A 17,204-nucleotide genomic window follows, 5' to 3' on the forward strand; every position below is an offset into this window, starting at 1 on the left:
AGCCCGAGATTCTAGCCTAAGTTCTAGTGCTTTAAAAACTCAGGAAGAGGAAATTCTTCGTTTTGTGCTTGAAGTTTAGCCGATTATCGTTTTATCGGTTAATTGCTATTACCTAACCAGGTCGGAGTTGATATACTCGACCTTCTTTTATTCATTCACAATCATAGATAGAGATCATGTTAAAGATATATAACACACTCACAAGACAGAAAGAGGAATTCAAACCAATTACAGCTGGCAAAGTCGGCATGTATGTCTGTGGAGTTACCATCTACGATCTCTGTCACATCGGTCACGGTCGCACTTTTGTCTCCTTTGACGTGGTATCACGTTACCTTCGTTACCTAGGTTACGATCTAACGTTTGTACGCAACATCACAGACATCGATGATAAGATCATTAAACGTGCGGCTGAAAATGGCGAGTCTTGTGACTCATTGACCGAGCGCTTGATCGGTGAAATGCACGCAGACTTCGACGCATTAAACATGAAGCGCCCAGATATTGAGCCTCGTGCAACCCAGTTTATTCCAGAAATCATCGAACTTGTTCAAAAACTGATTGAACGTGGCTTTGCTTACGTTGCGGATAATGGCGATGTAATGTTTGAGGTTCGCAAGTTTGACGAATACGGCAAACTGTCTAAACAAGATTTGGATCAGCTGCAAGCGGGCGCGCGCGTTGATGTCGAAACAGCCAAACGCAGCCCACTAGACTTCGTTCTTTGGAAGATGTCTAAACCAGGTGAACCTACGTGGGAATCACCATGGGGCCCTGGTCGTCCAGGCTGGCACATTGAATGTTCTGCTATGAACTCTTCAATCCTAGGTGATCACTTTGATATTCACGGTGGCGGCTCTGATCTTCAGTTCCCACACCACGAAAACGAAATCGCGCAATCATGCTGTGCACACGACACTAAGTACGTAAATACTTGGATGCACAGTGGCATGGTGATGGTAGATCGCGAGAAGATGTCTAAGTCTCTAGGCAACTTCTTTACTATCCGTGACGTACTTGGTCACTACGATGCAGAAACGGTTCGTTACTTCCTTATGTCTGGTCACTACCGTAGCCAGTTAAACTACAGCGAAGAGAACCTAAACCAAGCACGCGCTTCGCTTGAGCGTCTATACACTTCTCTACGTGGTTTGGATCTAAATGCTGCTCCTGCTGGTGGTGAAGAGTATGTATCTCGCTTTACAGCAGCGATGAACGATGACTTCAATACGCCAGAAGCGTACTCAGTTCTGTTCGACATGGCGCGCGAAGTTAACCGTCTGAAAACAGAAAACCTAGAGAAAGCGAGCGAGCTAGGTGCGTTAATGCGTGAACTAGCAGATGTGATCGGTATTCTTCACCAAGATCCAGAAGCCTTCCTAAAAGGTGATGCAGGTAACGATGATGAAGTGGCTGAAATCGAAGCTCTTATCAAGCTGCGTAACGACTCTCGCGCTGCGAAAGATTGGGCGAATGCAGATATGGCTCGTGACAAGCTGACCGAAATGGGTATTGTTCTGGAAGATGGTCCAGAAGGCACAACGTGGCGTCGTAAGTAATTGAATTTTCAATTTTAAAGGGCTGATAATTCAGCCCTTTTATTTTCCATTTCCATAAATTAAAACTTTAACTTTAGGTAATGCTCTGTGGCTCAGATGTATTTCTATTACTCAGCAATGAATGCGGGTAAATCAACAACGCTTCTTCAATCCTCTTTCAACTATCAAGAACGCGGCATGACGCCAGTTATTTTTACGGCGGCACTAGATGATCGCTTTGGTGTCGGTAAAGTGAGCTCTCGTATTGGTCTTCAATCTGATGCACATTTGTTTCGTCAGGATACCAATTTATATCAAGAGATCGCAGCTCTGAATGAGGTTGAGAAACGTCACTGTATTCTTGTTGATGAGTGTCAGTTCTTGTCGAAAGAGCAGGTTTACCAACTTACTGAAGTTGTTGATAAACTGCATATTCCAGTATTGTGTTACGGCCTTCGCACCGATTTTCTAGGCGAACTTTTTGAAGGCAGTAAGTACCTGTTATCTTGGGCAGACAAGTTGGTTGAGCTCAAAACGATCTGCCACTGCGGTCGCAAAGCGAATATGGTTATTCGTACCGATGAACATGGCGTGGCGATTAAAGAGGGCGATCAAGTTGCGATCGGCGGTAACGACAAATATGTCTCCGTGTGCCGTCAGCATTACAAAGAAGCACTCGGTAAATAATCCGTATTAATACAGAAAAGCCACCGTAATCGGTGGCTTTTTGTTGTCTGCTAGAAAGGGCTTAGACTAAGTCAAAACCAAATCTCTCTAGCAAAACCTGGTAAGACGATTCGACTTGCTGAGGGATGTTCTGCTCGGTTTGAAATCCTTTCTCTGGATAGCTTTTTACACGAGAGAAATCTTCCATTAGTGCTTCTAGCACCATCATTAATGGCATGTCTTCATTAATATACTCAAAAAACGGATGAGCCGTAGAGCTTACTTGGAGCTGGGAGTAGGGTGACTGCCACTGTTTTTCAAATGTCGCTATAGCTCTGCGTTCCATAAATGGTTTTTGCACCAGAATAAACGATGAGCAATTTTTTCCTTCCTCTTTCAATCGTTGCTCAGTAAAGCGAACGTTTTCTCCACTGTTGGTGGATTCAGTTTCGAGCAAAATTGCTTCACTGGGCACGCCTGACATCTTGGCAATTTCGGCAAAAGTTTCCGCTTCGCTTTTTTCAAACAGTCCATCGGTAAAACGACCTTCTCCCCCTGAAAATACAATCAAAGGCGCTAACTTTTGGTGGTACAGATTTGCTGCATGCTCTGCTACACGCACATCGTTACTGCACATCACAAACAAACAGTCTGCGGGTTTCAGCTCATGTTTGAGTTGCATGTAATCCCAAAGTGTTTCTATGTGTCGATAGAGTTTCATAGCGCGTCCAAAGTTGAGTTGAAATGAAATTGATAGCCAAGTGAGAGTAGTTTGTCTGCGAGAATGCGCTTATCTGTTTGTTCTGTGACTGGGGGAAGAGGTATCTCACTTTCGCTCTTATTTATAGCGGCTTGGTAGAACTCCGCCTTGCTGACGGTATGCGGTGTGGTCACGTTAATGACTTGGTTACTTAAATTATCTAAAGCAAATTTGACCGCCGATACCGCATCATCTTGATGAAGCATATTAGCAGGCGCTTTACGACTGACTTGTTTTAGTCTCATTGCAAAGCGAGAAGGGTGCCTATCTGGCCCAATTAGCCCGCTACAACGCATAATGACGAAGCTAATATTAGAATCGATAACATGCTGCTCGGCTTGCAGCATAATACGTGCATTGTCAGAGAAATAAGGGCTGTCGGCTGCTAAAGAGAGTGACGCATCTGCTTCTTCCATATCAGAAGCTAGGTTGGGATACACCGTTGTAGAGCTAATCATAACGAGCTTTTCAACGTTGTTTTGCTTTGCTGCGTTTGCGAGCATTTGCCATTGTTGAGCGTATTCTTGTCCGCGTCCTTTACGAAAACCAGGGGGAAAAGCACCGACAACGTGAGTAATTTTATGTTGCTTAAGCAACTCATCTAGCCGTTTCGCCGCGTTAAGTTGATTAAAATCGAATAATGCGGAGTGAGTTAATGAAGCGGGTAACTCGTTTAACCGAGCTTGGTTACGACGAGTAACGACAACGTGGTGTCCGTCTTTCATCAAAGTTTCTGCTAGCGGAGTTCCGAGCCAGCCTGCACCTACGATCAATGTATTTGCCATTTGGGTCTTCCTACTTACTTATTTATGTCTGCTCGAATAGATTGAGCAGCTCTGCTTTGGCTTGTTGATGGAGGGGATCTGAATGCCATTTCTGATGTTGAATAAGGTCAACATTGACTTGCCAAGCCAGCTTTGTGAAATCATCCCCAACTCTTGTCAGTGTGTTCGGTGAATACGCGACTAAATGCTCCGGAAGAAAGCACCAACCAAACCCTTTATTCGCTAATTCCAACAAAATATAGTAGTTATCAGCGTACCAGATATCCGGGCTGAATGCTTGATTGAGACCACATGGCTCTGCGTTTTTGGAGCGTATGACCAGTTGACGATGTTGTTTGAGTTGATCAATGTGAGTGACGCGTTGTTGTGCCAGAGCGTGTGTTGAAGAGACATAGACATCGAACGTAATGTTACCAAGATTAGTGAAATCGATATGTCTTGGCATTTGTAAGTCACTCAAAATAATCCCAGTAGTGGCGCGCTCCGATTTGACCAATTCAATGATATCCGGACTTGAAGCTGTTAAGCATTCAACTTGCAAGTGTGGAAAGCGTTGCTCTAAATTTTTTAGCACGTCGGGCAAGCGAGTCAGAGGAATCCCTTCATCAATGGCTAAAACTAATTTATTAGTTGGTGTTGAAAAAAGCTGTGATGCTCTGTTGTTCAATCGGTCGAGTTGGCTGATTGCCGCTTGTGCATAAGGTATGAGCGCGAGGCCACTCTCGGTTAATTTCGGATATCGACCAGAGCGATCAAATAGATCAACACCACAGTCGACCTCCATATTTATGATGTGTTGGCTGACTACGGATTGAGCTCGCCCCAGTTTTCTTGCCGCGCCTGAAAATGATCCGGTTTCTGATGTAGCAATGAAAGCTTGCAGTTGTTCGATGGTAAACATATCGCTTTTGCCGATGGTATCTAACTTTTTGTTATCTGAATAATAGATAAAATTCTAAGCATTGAGTAGAACTATTTGGACAGAGAAATATGACTCGTAACGAACGAATTTTTCATGCAGTACTTTTTGAGTTAATCGCACTCGCGATCATTGTGCCAGCGGCTTCATTGATCACCGGAAAGGGATCGAGTGATCTCGCGTTAGTTGGGATTGGGTTGAGCATGTATACCGTCGTGTGGAATTACATCTACAACTTGTACTTTGATAAGTGGTTTGGCAGCAATCGAACTGAGCGAAGTTTAGCGATGCGTTTTGGGCATACAATTGGATTCGAGGGAGGGTTGATCTTTATCTCTATACCCGTCATTGCTTGGTTCTTAGAAATTACGCTTCTCCAAGCTCTGGTGTTGGAAGCTGGCTTCCTAGTGTTCTTCCTATTTTATGCCACAGGCTTTAATTGGTTGTACGACAAGGTTCAGCCATTTAGCAAAATGAAAAAACGATTAGCACCGCAGGTTTCGGCAGGAACAAAATGCAGGGACCAATAAAAAACGCCACCGAATTCGGTGGCGTTTTTGTTCAAATTACACAGAAAGGACTCTTAAAATCTTATCCGCATGCTCTGCGACTTCAATACCTTCATCTGTTAAATAACCACCATCAGGCTGTGTACAAAGTTGCTTCTCGTATAGACGAGCAACGGCTGCCTGCATTTCTTCTGACGCGTCTGTATGAACTTTAATACCAGTTGCAGCACTACTTAAGTCGAACTGAAGAAGTAGGTTCAATTCGGCGATATGTTCAGCTGAATATTTCATAAATGATTCCTTTACGCTTTTTTTACCAAGCTAGTCTGAAAAGAAGAGTTGAGCAACATTAAACGATAAGAAGTGTTAAGTATGGCGCTATCAGGCTGATATAACGCAGGATCTTTGTTCGAAAGGCAGAATACTTGTTAAGTATCAATGATAGTTACGATTGCGAATGATAGTTAACCTTTATCGGTTGATCTCTCGATAACAACATTTTTAGTAAACATGTCAAATAGCGCTTGAAAAAGTAGGGAAATGGAGCGATTATCCGCGCCTCTTTAATTGTTTCTAAATGTTACACCACAATGAACTTCAATCAGTTTGACTCACTATTACCGCCTCAGGCTGCGGAACGCGCGGCTGAAGTGGGGGTAGGTAAAGCAACTAAAGCACCGATCAAATCTTTTTTATTGGCAATTTCTGCCGGACTTCATATTGGTATTGCGTTCATCTTTTACACCACGGTGACAACAGGTGCAGGCGACCTTCCATGGGGTATTACCAGGCTAATCGGTGGCCTAGCCTTCAGCCTTGGTTTGATTCTTGTTGTCGTTACAGGTGGTGAGCTTTTCACTAGCTCAGTATTAACATTGGTAGCGCGAGCCAGTGGAAAGATCTCGTGGCAAGCGCTAATCAAAAACTGGTTTGTGGTTTATTTCGGCAACATGGTTGGTGCTCTTTTGTTGGTAGCATGCATGTTGGTCACCAAGCAGTATATGTTTGATCACGGCCAAGTTGGCCTCAACGCGATGGCGATCTCTCAACACAAATTGCACCATGGTTTCTTTGCTGCTGTTGCGCTTGGCATCATGTGTAACGTGCTGGTGTGTATTGCTGTTTGGATGACGTTTAGTGGACGTACATTAACTGACAAAATAGCGGTCATGATTCTGCCAGTAGCTATGTTCGTGTCGGCAGGTTTCGAGCACTGTATTGCGAACATGTTCCAAGTACCCATGGCGATTGGAATCAAATATTTTGCACCGGAAGCATTTTGGCAAATGACAGGGGCGGATATTGCAAACTATGCGGACTTAAACATGATGGGGTTCATCGTAAATAACCTTATCCCTGTAACGATAGGGAACATCATTGGTGGCGGTGTATTCGTTGGTATGTGGTATTGGATGATTTATCTACGTGATGAAGACAAGCATTTACGATAAATCTAAAAGAATAAAAGAAAGGCGAGCCAAATGGTTCGCCTTTCTTTTATTCATGTCGATAAGTTTCACACAAATCGAGTGAGTTAAATCAGCTCTTCATTGATGCCAAAATCGGTTGGGAGCCAATGAGAAGTCACTTCCTTTGGTTCTTGAACGAGCCAGTCCAGAGGTGCATCGGATAGGAGTTCATCGTAATTTTCTTTGCTCATTAAGACATCCATGTACGTCTCTCCAAGTTTGTGGTCACTATCTTTACTCTAAAATTAGAATATGTCAGGCAAGTGATCAAAGCATGACGATTAGATTGATCACTTATGCTGCTATGTTTCTGGTTGCGTATGTGTTTAGGGTGTTTATCCACATTTTCTGTGGATAACCTGTCTCAAAGGCCGTGCGTATCTAAACTTGCAAAGAAAATTTCATAAAATTAGAGGCTTATACTCGAGAGAATTCTGTCTGACTTTTCTCCAGAAAGCGTCTTGATGAATGTTTAAAGAATGGATGAGTTATTCAGGTAAAAGTGCGTTTGACTTGATAATACAAGCCCTTTCACTGGCTTTGTTCACACGCTTAAACTATCTATGAGTTTTGGTAGGTTCTGATTGTTGGATTTTTATTTTGATCCGGCCTTCTTTCGTTTGTACCCAGCTCAGTGTCATCTCCAGCGTAATAGCGACGGAGGTACTCAACATGACGAAAATAGCCAGCATAATCACCAACTGATATTTAATCGCAACCATCGGGCTTGCGCCACCTAGAATTTGACCAGTCATCATGCCTGGCAAGGTAACCAGCCCTGTAGTGGCCATAGAGGCTAAAGTTGGAGCAAGTGACTTTCTAAGGGCCTCTTGAATGAAGGGGAATGATGCATAACGAGGAGAGGCACCAAGTGAGATAGCAGCCTCGTATTCTGATTGTCTCTGTTCAAAAGCCGTAAATAAATTCTGCAGTGCGATGATGTTACTACTTAAGCTGTTACCCAATAGCATGCCCGCAAGTGGGATCATGTACTGGGCGTTGTAAATAGGGGATGGCTGCACTAGGCCTGCGGTAATCGCTATAAGAAGTGGAATTAGGCCACAGGTCAAGCCTGTAAGAAGAGGAAGCATGAGTGGCTTTTTAGGCAGGCGAGCTTTTCCTGCAATTGAGCTTGCACCAATCAGTAACATGATGGCAAGCCAAAGTATATTGACAAGTAAGCTGTTTAATTGAAAAAGATATTCTAAATACACGCCAATCAATATGAGCTGAAGTGTCATACGAATAACACTAATTATTGTGTCTTTCGCAATCCCTAATTTGTAGCGGGCATTAATAAAGAAGGGAACCAACAAAATCAGACCAAACAATGCCAGTTTGGTCCAACTTATATCCACCACGCTATCCATAATCGCTCCTCGAAAATCCGCGAATAATTGTAACTAAGCTCCTCCTTTATATGAACATCAATGTGCATTTTTTGATGTTCTCAACGTAAACCTTTAGCGCTATTCTTGTCATTATTTCGCATCATTTTATTCACAATTGATTATCTTTTGACGGGTTTTTAAGCCAATTTATGACCCGTTAATTACTATCCAAATGTAACTTATGTTTGGTAAATGTTGTTGTTTTAACAATTATTTAAAAGACTTATTTTGTCACATCTGTTCATGTTTTTTAATAAATAACATCAATCAATCACATCTCTGGATGAGCTCAAAAAAGTGTTGAATTACAAGGCCTGAGAGCTCTTATTTGATTGAACCTTACTATTAGTATGGTCTAACATTTTCCATTAGAGATTGTAAAAACTTAAGCTTGGTTACGCGGGCTTTTCAATAACACTAGATACAAAATAGGCAAATGTATGAGTGATGTTAATAAAATTGAGAGTGGTGAAAAACGCTCCCTGGAGTGGAAGTCGTTCCTCTTCATTGCAGTTGTTCTCTTCCCAATTCTGAGTGTGGCTTTTGTCGGCGGTTACGGGTTCATCGTTTGGATGTTGCAAGTGTTCTTCTTTGGACCTCCAGGCGCGCACGGCATGTAAGCCTGTGAGCTCATAACCACACTTTTGAAAAGATTTTAAGAGAGCAAATAATGAAATCATTAATCATTAAACTGTGGCGTACCATGACGCGCCCAGCTGTACATATCAGCCTAGGTGTGCTGACTATGGGCGGCTTCATTGCTGGTGTTATCTTTTGGGGTGGCTTTAACACCGCTCTAGAAGCAACCAACACAGAAGAATTCTGTATTAGTTGTCACACAATGCGTGACAACGTGTACGTTGAGCTGCAAGAAACGGTTCACTGGAAAAACCATTCAGGCGTTCGTGCTACTTGCCCTGACTGTCACGTTCCTCATAACTGGACAGACAAAATTGCTCGTAAAATGCAGGCATCTAAAGAGGTATTTGCACAGGTATTTGGCAACTACGATGAACCTGGTGTTTTCGAAGAGCGTCGTATCGAACTTGCGAAACACGAATGGGATCGTTTCTCGGCAAACAAATCTTTAGAGTGTAAGAACTGCCACAACTACGAATCGATGGATTTCGAGCAAATGTCCCCAACCGCTCGTATCCAAATGAAGCAAGCAGCAGAGAAAGATCAAAGCTGTGTTGACTGTCATAAAGGTATCGCGCATAACCTGCCAGCAGGTATGGACAGCATCGGCGGTATCGTGGGTGACCTAGAAGGTATGACTTCAAATACAGATTACTCAGTAGGTCAGCAACTAGTGAGTGTTCGTCACCTACCTATTTACTTTGATGCACAAGGCACTAAAGAAGCCGGTCTTCTTAACCCAGCATCGACCGTTAAAGTTCTTGAAGACAAAGGCGAGTTTGTTGAAATCGAAATCGATGGCTGGCGTAAAGCGAAAGGTTTTGGTCGCGTAATTCAAGAAGACTTCGGTAAGAACATTGCGACTGCGTCTCTGATGAAAGAAGCAGCGACAGATAGCAACATTGTGACGACTGGTGAGAAAAAAGTGGATGAGCTAACGGGTCTTCCATGGGAAAAAGTGGCAGCGAAAGTATGGCTTAAGAAAGAGTCTATGCTGAACGACATCAATCCTGTTTGGGAAAAATCTCGTGAAGCGTACAAAACCAACTGTTCAGTATGTCACACGCAACCTGCGGAAGCGCACTTCGACGCGAACACCTGGCCAGGTATGTTCGACGGTATGTTGGCGTTCGTTAACCTAGATACAGACAGTGAAGCCCTGATCTTGAAGTATCTACAGAAACACTCTTCAGATTATGCTGAAGGTCACCACTAATAAGCGTCGGATTGGAGTAATTTAAATGGCTATTACACGAAGAAGTTTTCTTAAAGGTGTAGCAACCACAAGTGCAGCGTCAGTTATTGGTCCTAGCTTATTGGCGTCAGCCTCTGCCAATGCTGTTGAGACGACAGGTACTTGGAAAGTAACAGGTTCTCACTGGGGCGCGTTCCGCGCCCACATCTACGCGGGTAAAGTTCAAGAGATCAAACCGCTAGAGCTAGACAAAAACCCAACTGAAATGCTAAACGGCATCAAGGGCATTATTTACAGCCCTTCACGTGTGCGTTACCCAATGGTTCGTCTAGATTGGTTGAAGAAACACAAATACAGCGCCGATACTCGCGGTAACAACCGTTTCATCCGCGTGACTTGGGATGAAGCGCTAGATTTGTTCTACCGTGAACTAGAACGTATTCAAAAAGACTACGGTCCATGGGCGCTACACGCAGGTCAAACGGGTTGGAACCAAACAGGTTCATTCAACAACTGTACCGCGCACATGCAACGTGCAGTGGGTATGCACGGCAACTTCATCACGAAAGTAGGTGACTACTCGACGGGTGCAGGTCAAACCATCATGCCTTACGTACTTGGTTCAACCGAAGTTTACGCACAAGGTACGTCTTGGTCTGAAATCCTAGAGAACTCTGACAACATCGTTCTTTGGGCTAACGACCCAGTGAAAAACCTTCAAGTAGGTTGGAACTGTGAAACGCATGAGTCGTTCAAGTACCTAGCACAACTAAAAGAAAAAGTAGCGAAAGGTGAGATCAACGTTCTATCTGTAGACCCCGTGAAGAACAAGACTCAGCGCTACTTAGAGAACGATCACTTGTACATCAACCCGCTGACAGACGTAGCATTCATGCTTGCTGTGGCGCACGTGCTGTACAACGAAGATTTGTACGATAAGAAGTTCATTGATACTTACTGTCTAGGCTTTGAAGAGTTCATTCAATACGTTCAAGGTAAGACAAAAGATAAAGTAGAGAAAACACCAGAGTGGGCTGCGACTATCTGTGGCGTGAAAGCGGACAAGATTCGCGAATTCGCGCGTATGCTAGTAAGTGGCCGTACACAGATCCTGATGGGTTGGTGTATTCAGCGTCAAGAGCACGGTGAGCAACCATACTGGGCGGCGGCTGTGGTTGCGGCAATGGTTGGTCAAATCGGTCTACCTGGCGGTGGCATCTCTTACGGTCACCACTACTCAAGTATCGGTGTACCTTCAACTGGTTTCGCGGGCCCTGGTGGTTTCCCTCGTAACCTTGACCAAGGTATGAAGCCGAAGTGGGACAACAACGACTTTAACGGTTACAGCCGTACTATCCCAGTTGCACGTTGGATCGACTGTCTGCTTGAGCCAGGCAAAGAGATCAACTACAACGGCGGTAAAGTGAAACTGCCAGACTTCAAGATGATGGTTATCTCGGGTTGTAACCCATGGCACCACCATCAAGATCGTAACCGCATGAAGAAAGCGTTCCGCAAACTTCAAACGGTTGTAACGATCGAGTTTGCTTGGACTGCAACATGTCGTTTCTCTGACATCGTTCTACCTGCGTGTACGCAATGGGAACGTAACGACATCGACGTGTACGGTTCATACTCGAACAAAGGTCTGATCGCGATGCATCGTCTCGTTGATCCATTGTTCCAATCTAAGCCCGACTTCCAAATCATGAGTGAACTAACTCAGCGTTTTGGTCGCCGCGAAGAATACACTCGTGGTATGAGCGAGATGGAGTGGATCGAAAGCCTATACAACGATTGTAAGAAAGCGAACGAAGGTAAGTTCGAAATGCCAGAATTCAACGAGTTCTGGGAGAAGAGCGTACTAGACTTTGGTGAAGGTAAACCTTGGGTTCGTCACGCGGACTTCCGTAAAGACCCTGAGCTTAACCCTCTAGGTACACCGTCTGGCTTCATCGAGATTACATCGCGTAAGATCGGCCGTTACGGTTACGAACATTGTCAAGAGCACCCAATGTGGTTCGAAAAATCAGAGCGTTCACACGGTGGCCCTGGTTCAGACAAATACCCATTCTGGTTGCAGTCTTGTCACCCAGACAAGCGTCTGCACTCTCAAATGTGTGAGTCTGAAGAGTTCCGCGCGACATACGCGGTGCAAGGTCGTGAGCCTGTTTACATCAACCCAGCGGATGCGAAAGCGAAAGGCATCAAAGACGGTGACTTAGTGCGCGTATTCAACGGTCGTGGTCAGCTATTAGCTGGTGCTGTTCTTACTGACAGCTACCCACGTGGCGTTATTCGTATCGAAGAAGGTGCATGGTACGGTCCTCTAAACGAGAAAGAGGGCGCAATCTGTACTTACGGTGACCCTAACACGCTAACGCAAGACATTGGCTCTTCTGAACTTGCGCAGGCGACTTCTGCGAACACATGTATCGTAGACTTCGAGAAGTTCACCGGCAAAGTACCGCCAGTGACTTCATTCGGTGGTCCAATCGAAGTTGCTTAATTAATGCAATTCACATCAATCGAAATACCAGCCTTCGGGCTGGTATTTTTTTAACCAAAATTTCAGTGAGCGTTATCTCAATAATAAATTTGTGACGCTAAACGACAGTAGGATTCGTGACGTCGATAACGAATTGGGTGGGACAAGCAGGGGATAATGAACCAAGCTAAACAATAATAATTAAGTGAGTAGACTCTTTATGGCTCAGAGCATTCAATTGGCAAATCACATTGAGATCACTGTGAATAACAACGACTTCCAAGTTGAAGTTGAGGGTAATCAATTACATTTTTCTTTTGCTGGGCTTCACAATAAAACGTTTACCGACCGTGAAGTGTTGTTCGAGATGCCGTATTTGTACGAGCACGAGGCCAACGTGATTGGCGATGGCTTCCAAATGCTGGCGCAAACAGCGGGAACGGTTAGCCATCCCGTTGAGATTGGTCGCTGTCCAGACAACAACCCTTCTTATCGAATCTATCCCAAAGATGCCCCTAAGCGTTACTACAACTATTTAGTGGTGGAAGGCTCGGCTGGCTACACATTATTTGGCTTCACATCATGTCATCGCTTTGCTGGCTATTTTGATGTTGTACTGCGTGATGGACACTGGGTTTTATCTGCCGCGATTGATGGTGAGTTTACTCAAGTGGCGGATTGGGAAAGTAATCAACTTGAATCCGTGGCGGTACTCTGCGGCCAATCTCTGTCTGAGCTTTATCAAATCTATGGAGAGATGATTGCAGAGCATCATCCTGTTCGCCAAGGTGTGACACAAGATGCGCCTGTCGGTTGGTGTTCGTGGTATGCCTACTACGCAGACGTGACAGAGCAAAACATCATGCAGAACGTTGATTGCATGCAAGATAAGCTTGAAGACCTAGAGTGGGTACTTCTGGATGATGGCTATCAAGCCTTTATGGGCGATTGGTTAATCCCATCGGATAAGTTTTCTGGTGGTGTGAAAGAGCTCATTCATAGTATCCGTGCAAAAGGCAAAAAGCCGGCGATTTGGATGGCGCCCTTTATTGCTCAACCTGAGTCGGAGATCTTCAAACAACACCCAGAGTGGTTTGTTCGTCACAAAGATGGAAGCTTACTTAAAGCAGAAGATGTCACATACGGTGGTTGGCGCTGCACGCCTTGGTACATACTCGATACCTCAAATCCAGAAGTGCAAGACCATCTGACGAATGTGGTCTCTGTCATGAGACAAGAGTGGGGCGTTGAATTGTTCAAGCTAGACGCGAACTATTGGGGCACCTTGAAAGGTGTGCGTAAACAGTCTGGTATTACCGGCGTTGAGGCGTATCGCTTAGGAATGGAAGCGATTGCTAAAGGCGCTGGTGATGCGTGGCTTTTAGGTTGCAACGCGCCAATGTGGCCATCTCTAGGGCTTGTGGATGCAATGCGTGTTTCTGATGACGTAGAACGCCATAGTCGTCGTTTCGAGCAGATAGCCAAAGAAACCTTTTATCGTAGTTGGCAGCATCGAAAACTGTGGCAAATTGATCCGGATTGCGCGACATTCACGTCATTAGCTAATCAAGCCGCATCCAGAGAAGAGTATGAATTTCATCGCACGGTGTTATTGGCGTGTGGTGGTTTGCTGCTGTCTGGCGATCCGCTCCCTGAGATTACGCCATTTGCAAAGAAGACATTGGCTAAGCTCATGCTACGTCAACAACGTAACCAAGAGTCAGCAAAGTTCACGGCTTTGAGTTTAAATCATGCGTTTTTAAAACTAACGACGAAGAATGACCTTCACTGCTTGTTTAACTATGCCAGCTACGGGGCGATGGAATTTACGCTGACGTCTGATCAACCGATGGATTGGTATGATTACTGGACAGGAGAAAAGCTAAACCAAGAACCTTGTCAATTATTAATGGTTAGCGTTGATAAAGGGTTAAATGCGAAAGCGATCGTCACGGCATAACGTGAACCAAATCGTTCGATTATAAAAACAAGAAAGGAGCCTACTGTGGCTCCTTTTTCGTTTTGACGTCCTGAGCGTTAGAACTCGAATAAAAAGTAATACCCGTATCCAACGATAAAAGCAGGAATGGATGAATAAATAGTCGCGACCAAAGCGGCTTTCGGTGCCATAGCAATGGCGGGGAATAGGGCGTCACCATCATTGGAAATCGCATTTGCCAGCTGCGCCGAAAGTGGGGCTGCACCAGAGATGTAAAGGCTGGTGACTAAAATTTGCGGACCACAACCAGGTAGCATACCAATGGCTAAGCCAGCTAATGGCATCCATATCCCCCAATGAGAAAAGGTTTCTACGAGATTGATTCCAGAAAAATAGGTCGTCAGTTCAAACGCCAGAAACGCCACGATCACCCAAGCACTGACGAAATTCGTATCTTGGGCTGCTTTTTGAATCGGGTGTGAGTCCACGATTTTTTCATCTTCAGAGACCGTTGACTGATAATCGCCGAGCTCTTTTGTCATCGCCCACAACGACATTGTGAGCACCGCGAAGATAGCGCCCAGCCATTCAATGGTATTAGCCTGCAAAGACAACAGCTGATTAATATCGATTTGGAAAGACATTAACACAGCAACGACACTAGCAGGCACAATAAGCCATTTCCAAAATGCGCCTTGTAGATTGATTGCACGTTGTTCAAGAGGCGTGTGTCGGTCTGTCTGGTGTTGGCAACAAGCATGTGTCTGAAGTGCTTCTTTTGGCTCTGGGCGCAGAAAGTTATCAGCATGAAAAGCATTAACGACCAGCCCTGAAAGAGTACCCACGATTATGCCTAATCCAACCACGCCTAATCCAACACTTGGTTTGGCGGCAAGAAGTAAAAAGGCAGCGTCACCCATTGTTGAAGTAAGTACCGCGACAATCGCACCAAATCCCACTCGGCCACTAATAAATTGCGTTGTCACAACAATAGCGCCACCACAGCCAGGCAATGCGCCCAATAAAGAAGCAAAGAAAACCTGATGATTACGCGAGCGATGGTAGAGCTCGGTAATTCGATTGGTTTTCGACATAAAGTTTGAAAGATAATGATAAATAGCCAATGTGGCAGCAACATAGCATGACACCGCCCAGAATGAGTCGGATAGCGTCTGTACGGCTACGTCACGTGTATTTTCATTGCCTAGCAAAATGAGCATGACGATAGGGATCAGCAATCGCTTATAAGCTAAACGAAACTGAGTAGGCTGAAACAACTGTTGTGCAGAGTGTAATAATTGGGTCGCGTTCATCGTTTACTCAAATGCAAATAGGAATAATTATCATTATATGTAAATGAGATTTATTCGCAATAGCATTGTGAACTTTTCTTCGTGTCAAACTCTCTGAAATCAGGTAAAGTATCGGCCTTTGTGAGCAAACACGCCCTAATTAACTGTATTAGGCGGCGTATAAAATTGACTTGAATAGGAAGAAACATGATTCTAGTTGTAGGTCATAAGAACCCAGACAGTGACAGTATTTGTAGTGCACTCGTTGCAACTGAACTTCTAAAAGCGCGTGGCGTTGAAGCTATGCCAATTCGCCAAGGCGAAATCAACCGTGAAACTCAGCACATCCTAGAAGTTGCTGGCGCTGAAGTTCCTGAGCTTCGCACATCAGTTGCGGGTGAGACCGTTTGGCTAGTAGATTACTCAGATCTAGCACAAGCACCAGACGATATCGCAGAAGCTGAAATTGCGGGTATTGTTGACCACCACCGCCTAGGTGACGTGATGACAGTAAACCCAATGGAAGCATGGATCTGGCCTGTTGGTTGTACCAACACTGTTCTATTCAACATGTTCAAGATTGAAGGTCACGCGATTACTCCACAAATCGCTAAGCTAATGATGTCAGCAATTCTATCTGACACAGTAGGCTTCGCTTCTCCAACTTGTACACAAAAAGACAAAGATGCCGTTGCTGAGCTAGCGGTAATCGCAGACGTACAAGATGTTGACGCATTCACTAAAGATCTTCTAATTGCTAAGACAAACATCGAAGGTCTATCTGCGGCTGAGCTTGTTGAGAAAGACCTTAAAGGTTACCCATTCAACGGTCGTGACGTAGTAGTAGGTCAGGTTGAGCTTGCAACACTAGAGCAAGTTGACGGTATGATCGAAGCACTAGAAGCGGATCTAGAAGCGCGTTGCGAAAAAGATAATCTTGCATTTGCTGCTGTAATGCTAACAGACATCACGACTGCTCAAACTCGTCTTCTATACAAAGGTGAGTGGGCTGAGAAGCTTGTTAAGCACGAAAAAGACGGCATGTTAATGATGGAAAACACGCTAAGCCGTAAGAAGCAAGGTTGGCCTTGGCTTCAAACTGAGCTAGCGTAATTTCATTATTACCAGCATATACTGTAAATGCCCGCTTAGCTGCGGGCATTTTTCTATGGGAAACAGGAGACGAATATGTCTGAGCAACTCACCCAAGAGCAGATGGATACCATCAATCGCTACAACGAAGAGCAACGCTTAAAGTACTGCGTAAAAGAGATTGTGGCGAATCGTAAAGTTTGGATTCTGAAAGATGAACATGGCTGTGTCATGTTAAATACAGAAGATGATGATTGTGTACCAGTATGGCCAAACGAAGAGTTTGCTTTGCAATGGGCGAATGGTGATTGGGAAGATTGCGAGCCAGAAGCGATCTCTCTAAACAAGTGGCACAGTCGTTGGACATCTGGTCTAGAAGATGACGAATTATCTGTTGTTGTATTCCCAAATCAAAATGAAGAAGGGGTGGTTTTGTTTCCTGATGAGTTTGATTTCGAACTGCGCAAACAAGCGAGCCGCCGCTAATTTTTCGATTCGTGTCCATTTAATAAAGAAGCCTGC

Annotated in this window: 17 protein-coding genes; 10 read left to right on the forward strand and 7 right to left on the reverse strand. The window is 44.5% G+C overall.

Annotation, left to right across the window (positions count from 1 at the left end; all coding sequences use genetic code 11):
* The first annotated feature begins 176 nt into the window (after window positions 1–176).
* Together cysS and MTR11_RS06355 are read left to right on the forward strand one after the other, a co-directional pair.
* A complete protein-coding gene (cysS, locus tag MTR11_RS06350; RefSeq protein ID WP_005390902.1) occupies window positions 177–1,559 on the forward strand; it encodes a cysteine--tRNA ligase in 1,383 nt (460 codons plus the stop codon).
* A gap of 87 nt (window positions 1,560–1,646) precedes the next feature.
* Window positions 1,647–2,225, forward strand: a complete 579-nt coding sequence (locus tag MTR11_RS06355; protein ID WP_005378154.1) for a thymidine kinase — start codon at window positions 1,647–1,649, stop codon at window positions 2,223–2,225.
* Between the two features lie 61 nt (window positions 2,226–2,286).
* On the opposite strand, the gene MTR11_RS06360 is transcribed toward MTR11_RS06355, so the two are convergent.
* The 3 genes from MTR11_RS06360 to MTR11_RS06370 are packed head-to-tail and all read right to left on the reverse strand — an operon-like array spanning window position 2,287 to window position 4,650.
* Window positions 2,287–2,925, reverse strand: coding sequence for a YdcF family protein (locus MTR11_RS06360; RefSeq protein WP_005390904.1), 639 nt, complete (start codon window positions 2,923–2,925; stop codon window positions 2,287–2,289).
* Window positions 2,922–3,749 (reverse strand): NAD-dependent epimerase/dehydratase family protein, encoded by an 828-nt coding sequence (locus MTR11_RS06365; RefSeq protein ID WP_005390906.1) that lies wholly within the window; start codon window positions 3,747–3,749, stop codon window positions 2,922–2,924. Before MTR11_RS06365 ends, MTR11_RS06360 begins: the two co-directional genes overlap by 4 nt.
* Before the next feature lie 22 nt (window positions 3,750–3,771).
* Window positions 3,772–4,650, reverse strand: coding sequence for a LysR family transcriptional regulator (locus MTR11_RS06370; protein WP_243327154.1), 879 nt, complete (start codon window positions 4,648–4,650; stop codon window positions 3,772–3,774).
* Between the two features lie 89 nt (window positions 4,651–4,739).
* On the opposite strand from MTR11_RS06370, the gene MTR11_RS06375 reads away from it, so the two are divergent.
* The gene (locus MTR11_RS06375; protein WP_005390910.1) at window positions 4,740–5,198 is read left to right on the forward strand and encodes a PACE efflux transporter; all 459 of its coding nucleotides are present in this window, start codon (window positions 4,740–4,742) and stop codon (window positions 5,196–5,198) included.
* Between the two features lie 36 nt (window positions 5,199–5,234).
* Here MTR11_RS06375 and MTR11_RS06380 read toward each other — a convergent pair whose 3' ends face one another.
* The gene (locus tag MTR11_RS06380) at window positions 5,235–5,468 is read right to left on the reverse strand and encodes a TIGR02647 family protein (protein ID WP_005378148.1); all 234 of its coding nucleotides are present in this window, start codon (window positions 5,466–5,468) and stop codon (window positions 5,235–5,237) included.
* A gap of 299 nt (window positions 5,469–5,767) precedes the next feature.
* On the opposite strand from MTR11_RS06380, the gene focA reads away from it, so the two are divergent.
* The gene (focA, locus tag MTR11_RS06385; protein WP_005393324.1) at window positions 5,768–6,628 is read left to right on the forward strand and encodes a formate transporter FocA; all 861 of its coding nucleotides are present in this window, start codon (window positions 5,768–5,770) and stop codon (window positions 6,626–6,628) included.
* Between the two features lie 83 nt (window positions 6,629–6,711).
* Here focA and MTR11_RS24070 read toward each other — a convergent pair whose 3' ends face one another.
* Both MTR11_RS24070 and MTR11_RS06390 read right to left on the reverse strand, forming a co-directional pair.
* Window positions 6,712–6,837, reverse strand: coding sequence for a hypothetical protein (locus MTR11_RS24070; protein ID WP_264762593.1), 126 nt, complete (start codon window positions 6,835–6,837; stop codon window positions 6,712–6,714).
* A 366-nt stretch (window positions 6,838–7,203) separates the two neighbouring features.
* Window positions 7,204–8,016 (reverse strand): ABC transporter permease, encoded by an 813-nt coding sequence (locus MTR11_RS06390; RefSeq protein ID WP_182018965.1) that lies wholly within the window; start codon window positions 8,014–8,016, stop codon window positions 7,204–7,206.
* A gap of 461 nt (window positions 8,017–8,477) precedes the next feature.
* Between MTR11_RS06390 and torE the strand changes: the two genes are divergently transcribed.
* The 4 genes from torE to MTR11_RS06410 all read left to right on the forward strand — a co-directional run bounded on the left by torE (window position 8,478) and on the right by MTR11_RS06410 (window position 14,319).
* Entirely contained in the window at window positions 8,478–8,657 is a 180-nt protein-coding gene (gene torE / locus MTR11_RS06395; protein WP_005378141.1) for a trimethylamine N-oxide reductase system protein TorE, read from the forward strand.
* 50 nt (window positions 8,658–8,707) lie between these two features.
* Window positions 8,708–9,892: a pentaheme c-type cytochrome TorC gene (gene torC / locus MTR11_RS06400; protein ID WP_031780338.1), complete on the forward strand. Its 1,185-nt coding sequence runs from the start codon at window positions 8,708–8,710 to the stop codon at window positions 9,890–9,892.
* 25 nt (window positions 9,893–9,917) lie between these two features.
* Window positions 9,918–12,380, forward strand: a complete 2,463-nt coding sequence (gene torA / locus MTR11_RS06405) for a trimethylamine-N-oxide reductase TorA (protein ID WP_006742851.1) — start codon at window positions 9,918–9,920, stop codon at window positions 12,378–12,380.
* A 199-nt stretch (window positions 12,381–12,579) separates the two neighbouring features.
* Complete coding sequence (locus MTR11_RS06410) at window positions 12,580–14,319, forward strand: glycoside hydrolase family 36 protein (RefSeq protein WP_243327155.1); 1,740 nt, start codon at window positions 12,580–12,582, stop codon at window positions 14,317–14,319.
* Window positions 14,320–14,396: 77 nt separating this feature from the next.
* Here MTR11_RS06410 and MTR11_RS06415 read toward each other — a convergent pair whose 3' ends face one another.
* Window positions 14,397–15,611 carry a putative manganese transporter gene (locus MTR11_RS06415; RefSeq protein WP_243327156.1) on the reverse strand — a complete coding sequence of 405 codons (1,215 nt, stop codon included), beginning with the start codon at window positions 15,609–15,611 and terminating at the stop codon, window positions 14,397–14,399.
* Between the two features lie 186 nt (window positions 15,612–15,797).
* Here MTR11_RS06415 and MTR11_RS06420 point away from each other — a divergent pair, with 186 nt between their 5' ends.
* Both MTR11_RS06420 and MTR11_RS06425 read left to right on the forward strand, forming a co-directional pair.
* On the forward strand, window positions 15,798–16,703 hold the full coding sequence (locus tag MTR11_RS06420; protein WP_005393312.1) for a manganese-dependent inorganic pyrophosphatase: 906 nt from the start codon (window positions 15,798–15,800) through the stop codon (window positions 16,701–16,703).
* 75 nt (window positions 16,704–16,778) lie between these two features.
* Complete coding sequence (locus tag MTR11_RS06425) at window positions 16,779–17,168, forward strand: DUF2750 domain-containing protein (RefSeq protein ID WP_012841946.1); 390 nt, start codon at window positions 16,779–16,781, stop codon at window positions 17,166–17,168.
* Window positions 17,169–17,204 lie beyond the last annotated feature (36 nt).

The sequence above is a fragment of the Vibrio sp. CCB-PB317 genome (assembly GCF_022808245.1).
GTDB lineage: Bacteria > Pseudomonadota > Gammaproteobacteria > Enterobacterales > Vibrionaceae > Vibrio > Vibrio diabolicus.

Coding starts and splice junctions, on each gene's coding strand:
- focA (WP_005393324.1), top strand. CDS start 5,768: ATGAACTTCAATCAGTTTGACTCACTATTACCGCCTCAGGCTGCGGAA.
- MTR11_RS06415 (WP_243327156.1), bottom strand. CDS start 15,611: ATGAACGCGACCCAATTATTACACTCTGCACAACAGTTGTTTCAGCCT.
- torC (WP_031780338.1), top strand. CDS start 8,708: ATGAAATCATTAATCATTAAACTGTGGCGTACCATGACGCGCCCAGCT.
- MTR11_RS06390 (WP_182018965.1), bottom strand. CDS start 8,016: ATGGATAGCGTGGTGGATATAAGTTGGACCAAACTGGCATTGTTTGGT.
- torA (WP_006742851.1), top strand. CDS start 9,918: ATGGCTATTACACGAAGAAGTTTTCTTAAAGGTGTAGCAACCACAAGT.
- cysS (WP_005390902.1), top strand. CDS start 177: ATGTTAAAGATATATAACACACTCACAAGACAGAAAGAGGAATTCAAA.
- MTR11_RS06425 (WP_012841946.1), top strand. CDS start 16,779: ATGTCTGAGCAACTCACCCAAGAGCAGATGGATACCATCAATCGCTAC.
- torE (WP_005378141.1), top strand. CDS start 8,478: ATGAGTGATGTTAATAAAATTGAGAGTGGTGAAAAACGCTCCCTGGAG.
- MTR11_RS06420 (WP_005393312.1), top strand. CDS start 15,798: ATGATTCTAGTTGTAGGTCATAAGAACCCAGACAGTGACAGTATTTGT.
- MTR11_RS06380 (WP_005378148.1), bottom strand. CDS start 5,468: ATGAAATATTCAGCTGAACATATCGCCGAATTGAACCTACTTCTTCAG.
- MTR11_RS06410 (WP_243327155.1), top strand. CDS start 12,580: ATGGCTCAGAGCATTCAATTGGCAAATCACATTGAGATCACTGTGAAT.
- MTR11_RS24070 (WP_264762593.1), bottom strand. CDS start 6,837: ATGAGCAAAGAAAATTACGATGAACTCCTATCCGATGCACCTCTGGAC.
- MTR11_RS06365 (WP_005390906.1), bottom strand. CDS start 3,749: ATGGCAAATACATTGATCGTAGGTGCAGGCTGGCTCGGAACTCCGCTA.
- MTR11_RS06375 (WP_005390910.1), top strand. CDS start 4,740: ATGACTCGTAACGAACGAATTTTTCATGCAGTACTTTTTGAGTTAATC.
- MTR11_RS06370 (WP_243327154.1), bottom strand. CDS start 4,650: ATGTTTACCATCGAACAACTGCAAGCTTTCATTGCTACATCAGAAACC.
- MTR11_RS06360 (WP_005390904.1), bottom strand. CDS start 2,925: ATGAAACTCTATCGACACATAGAAACACTTTGGGATTACATGCAACTC.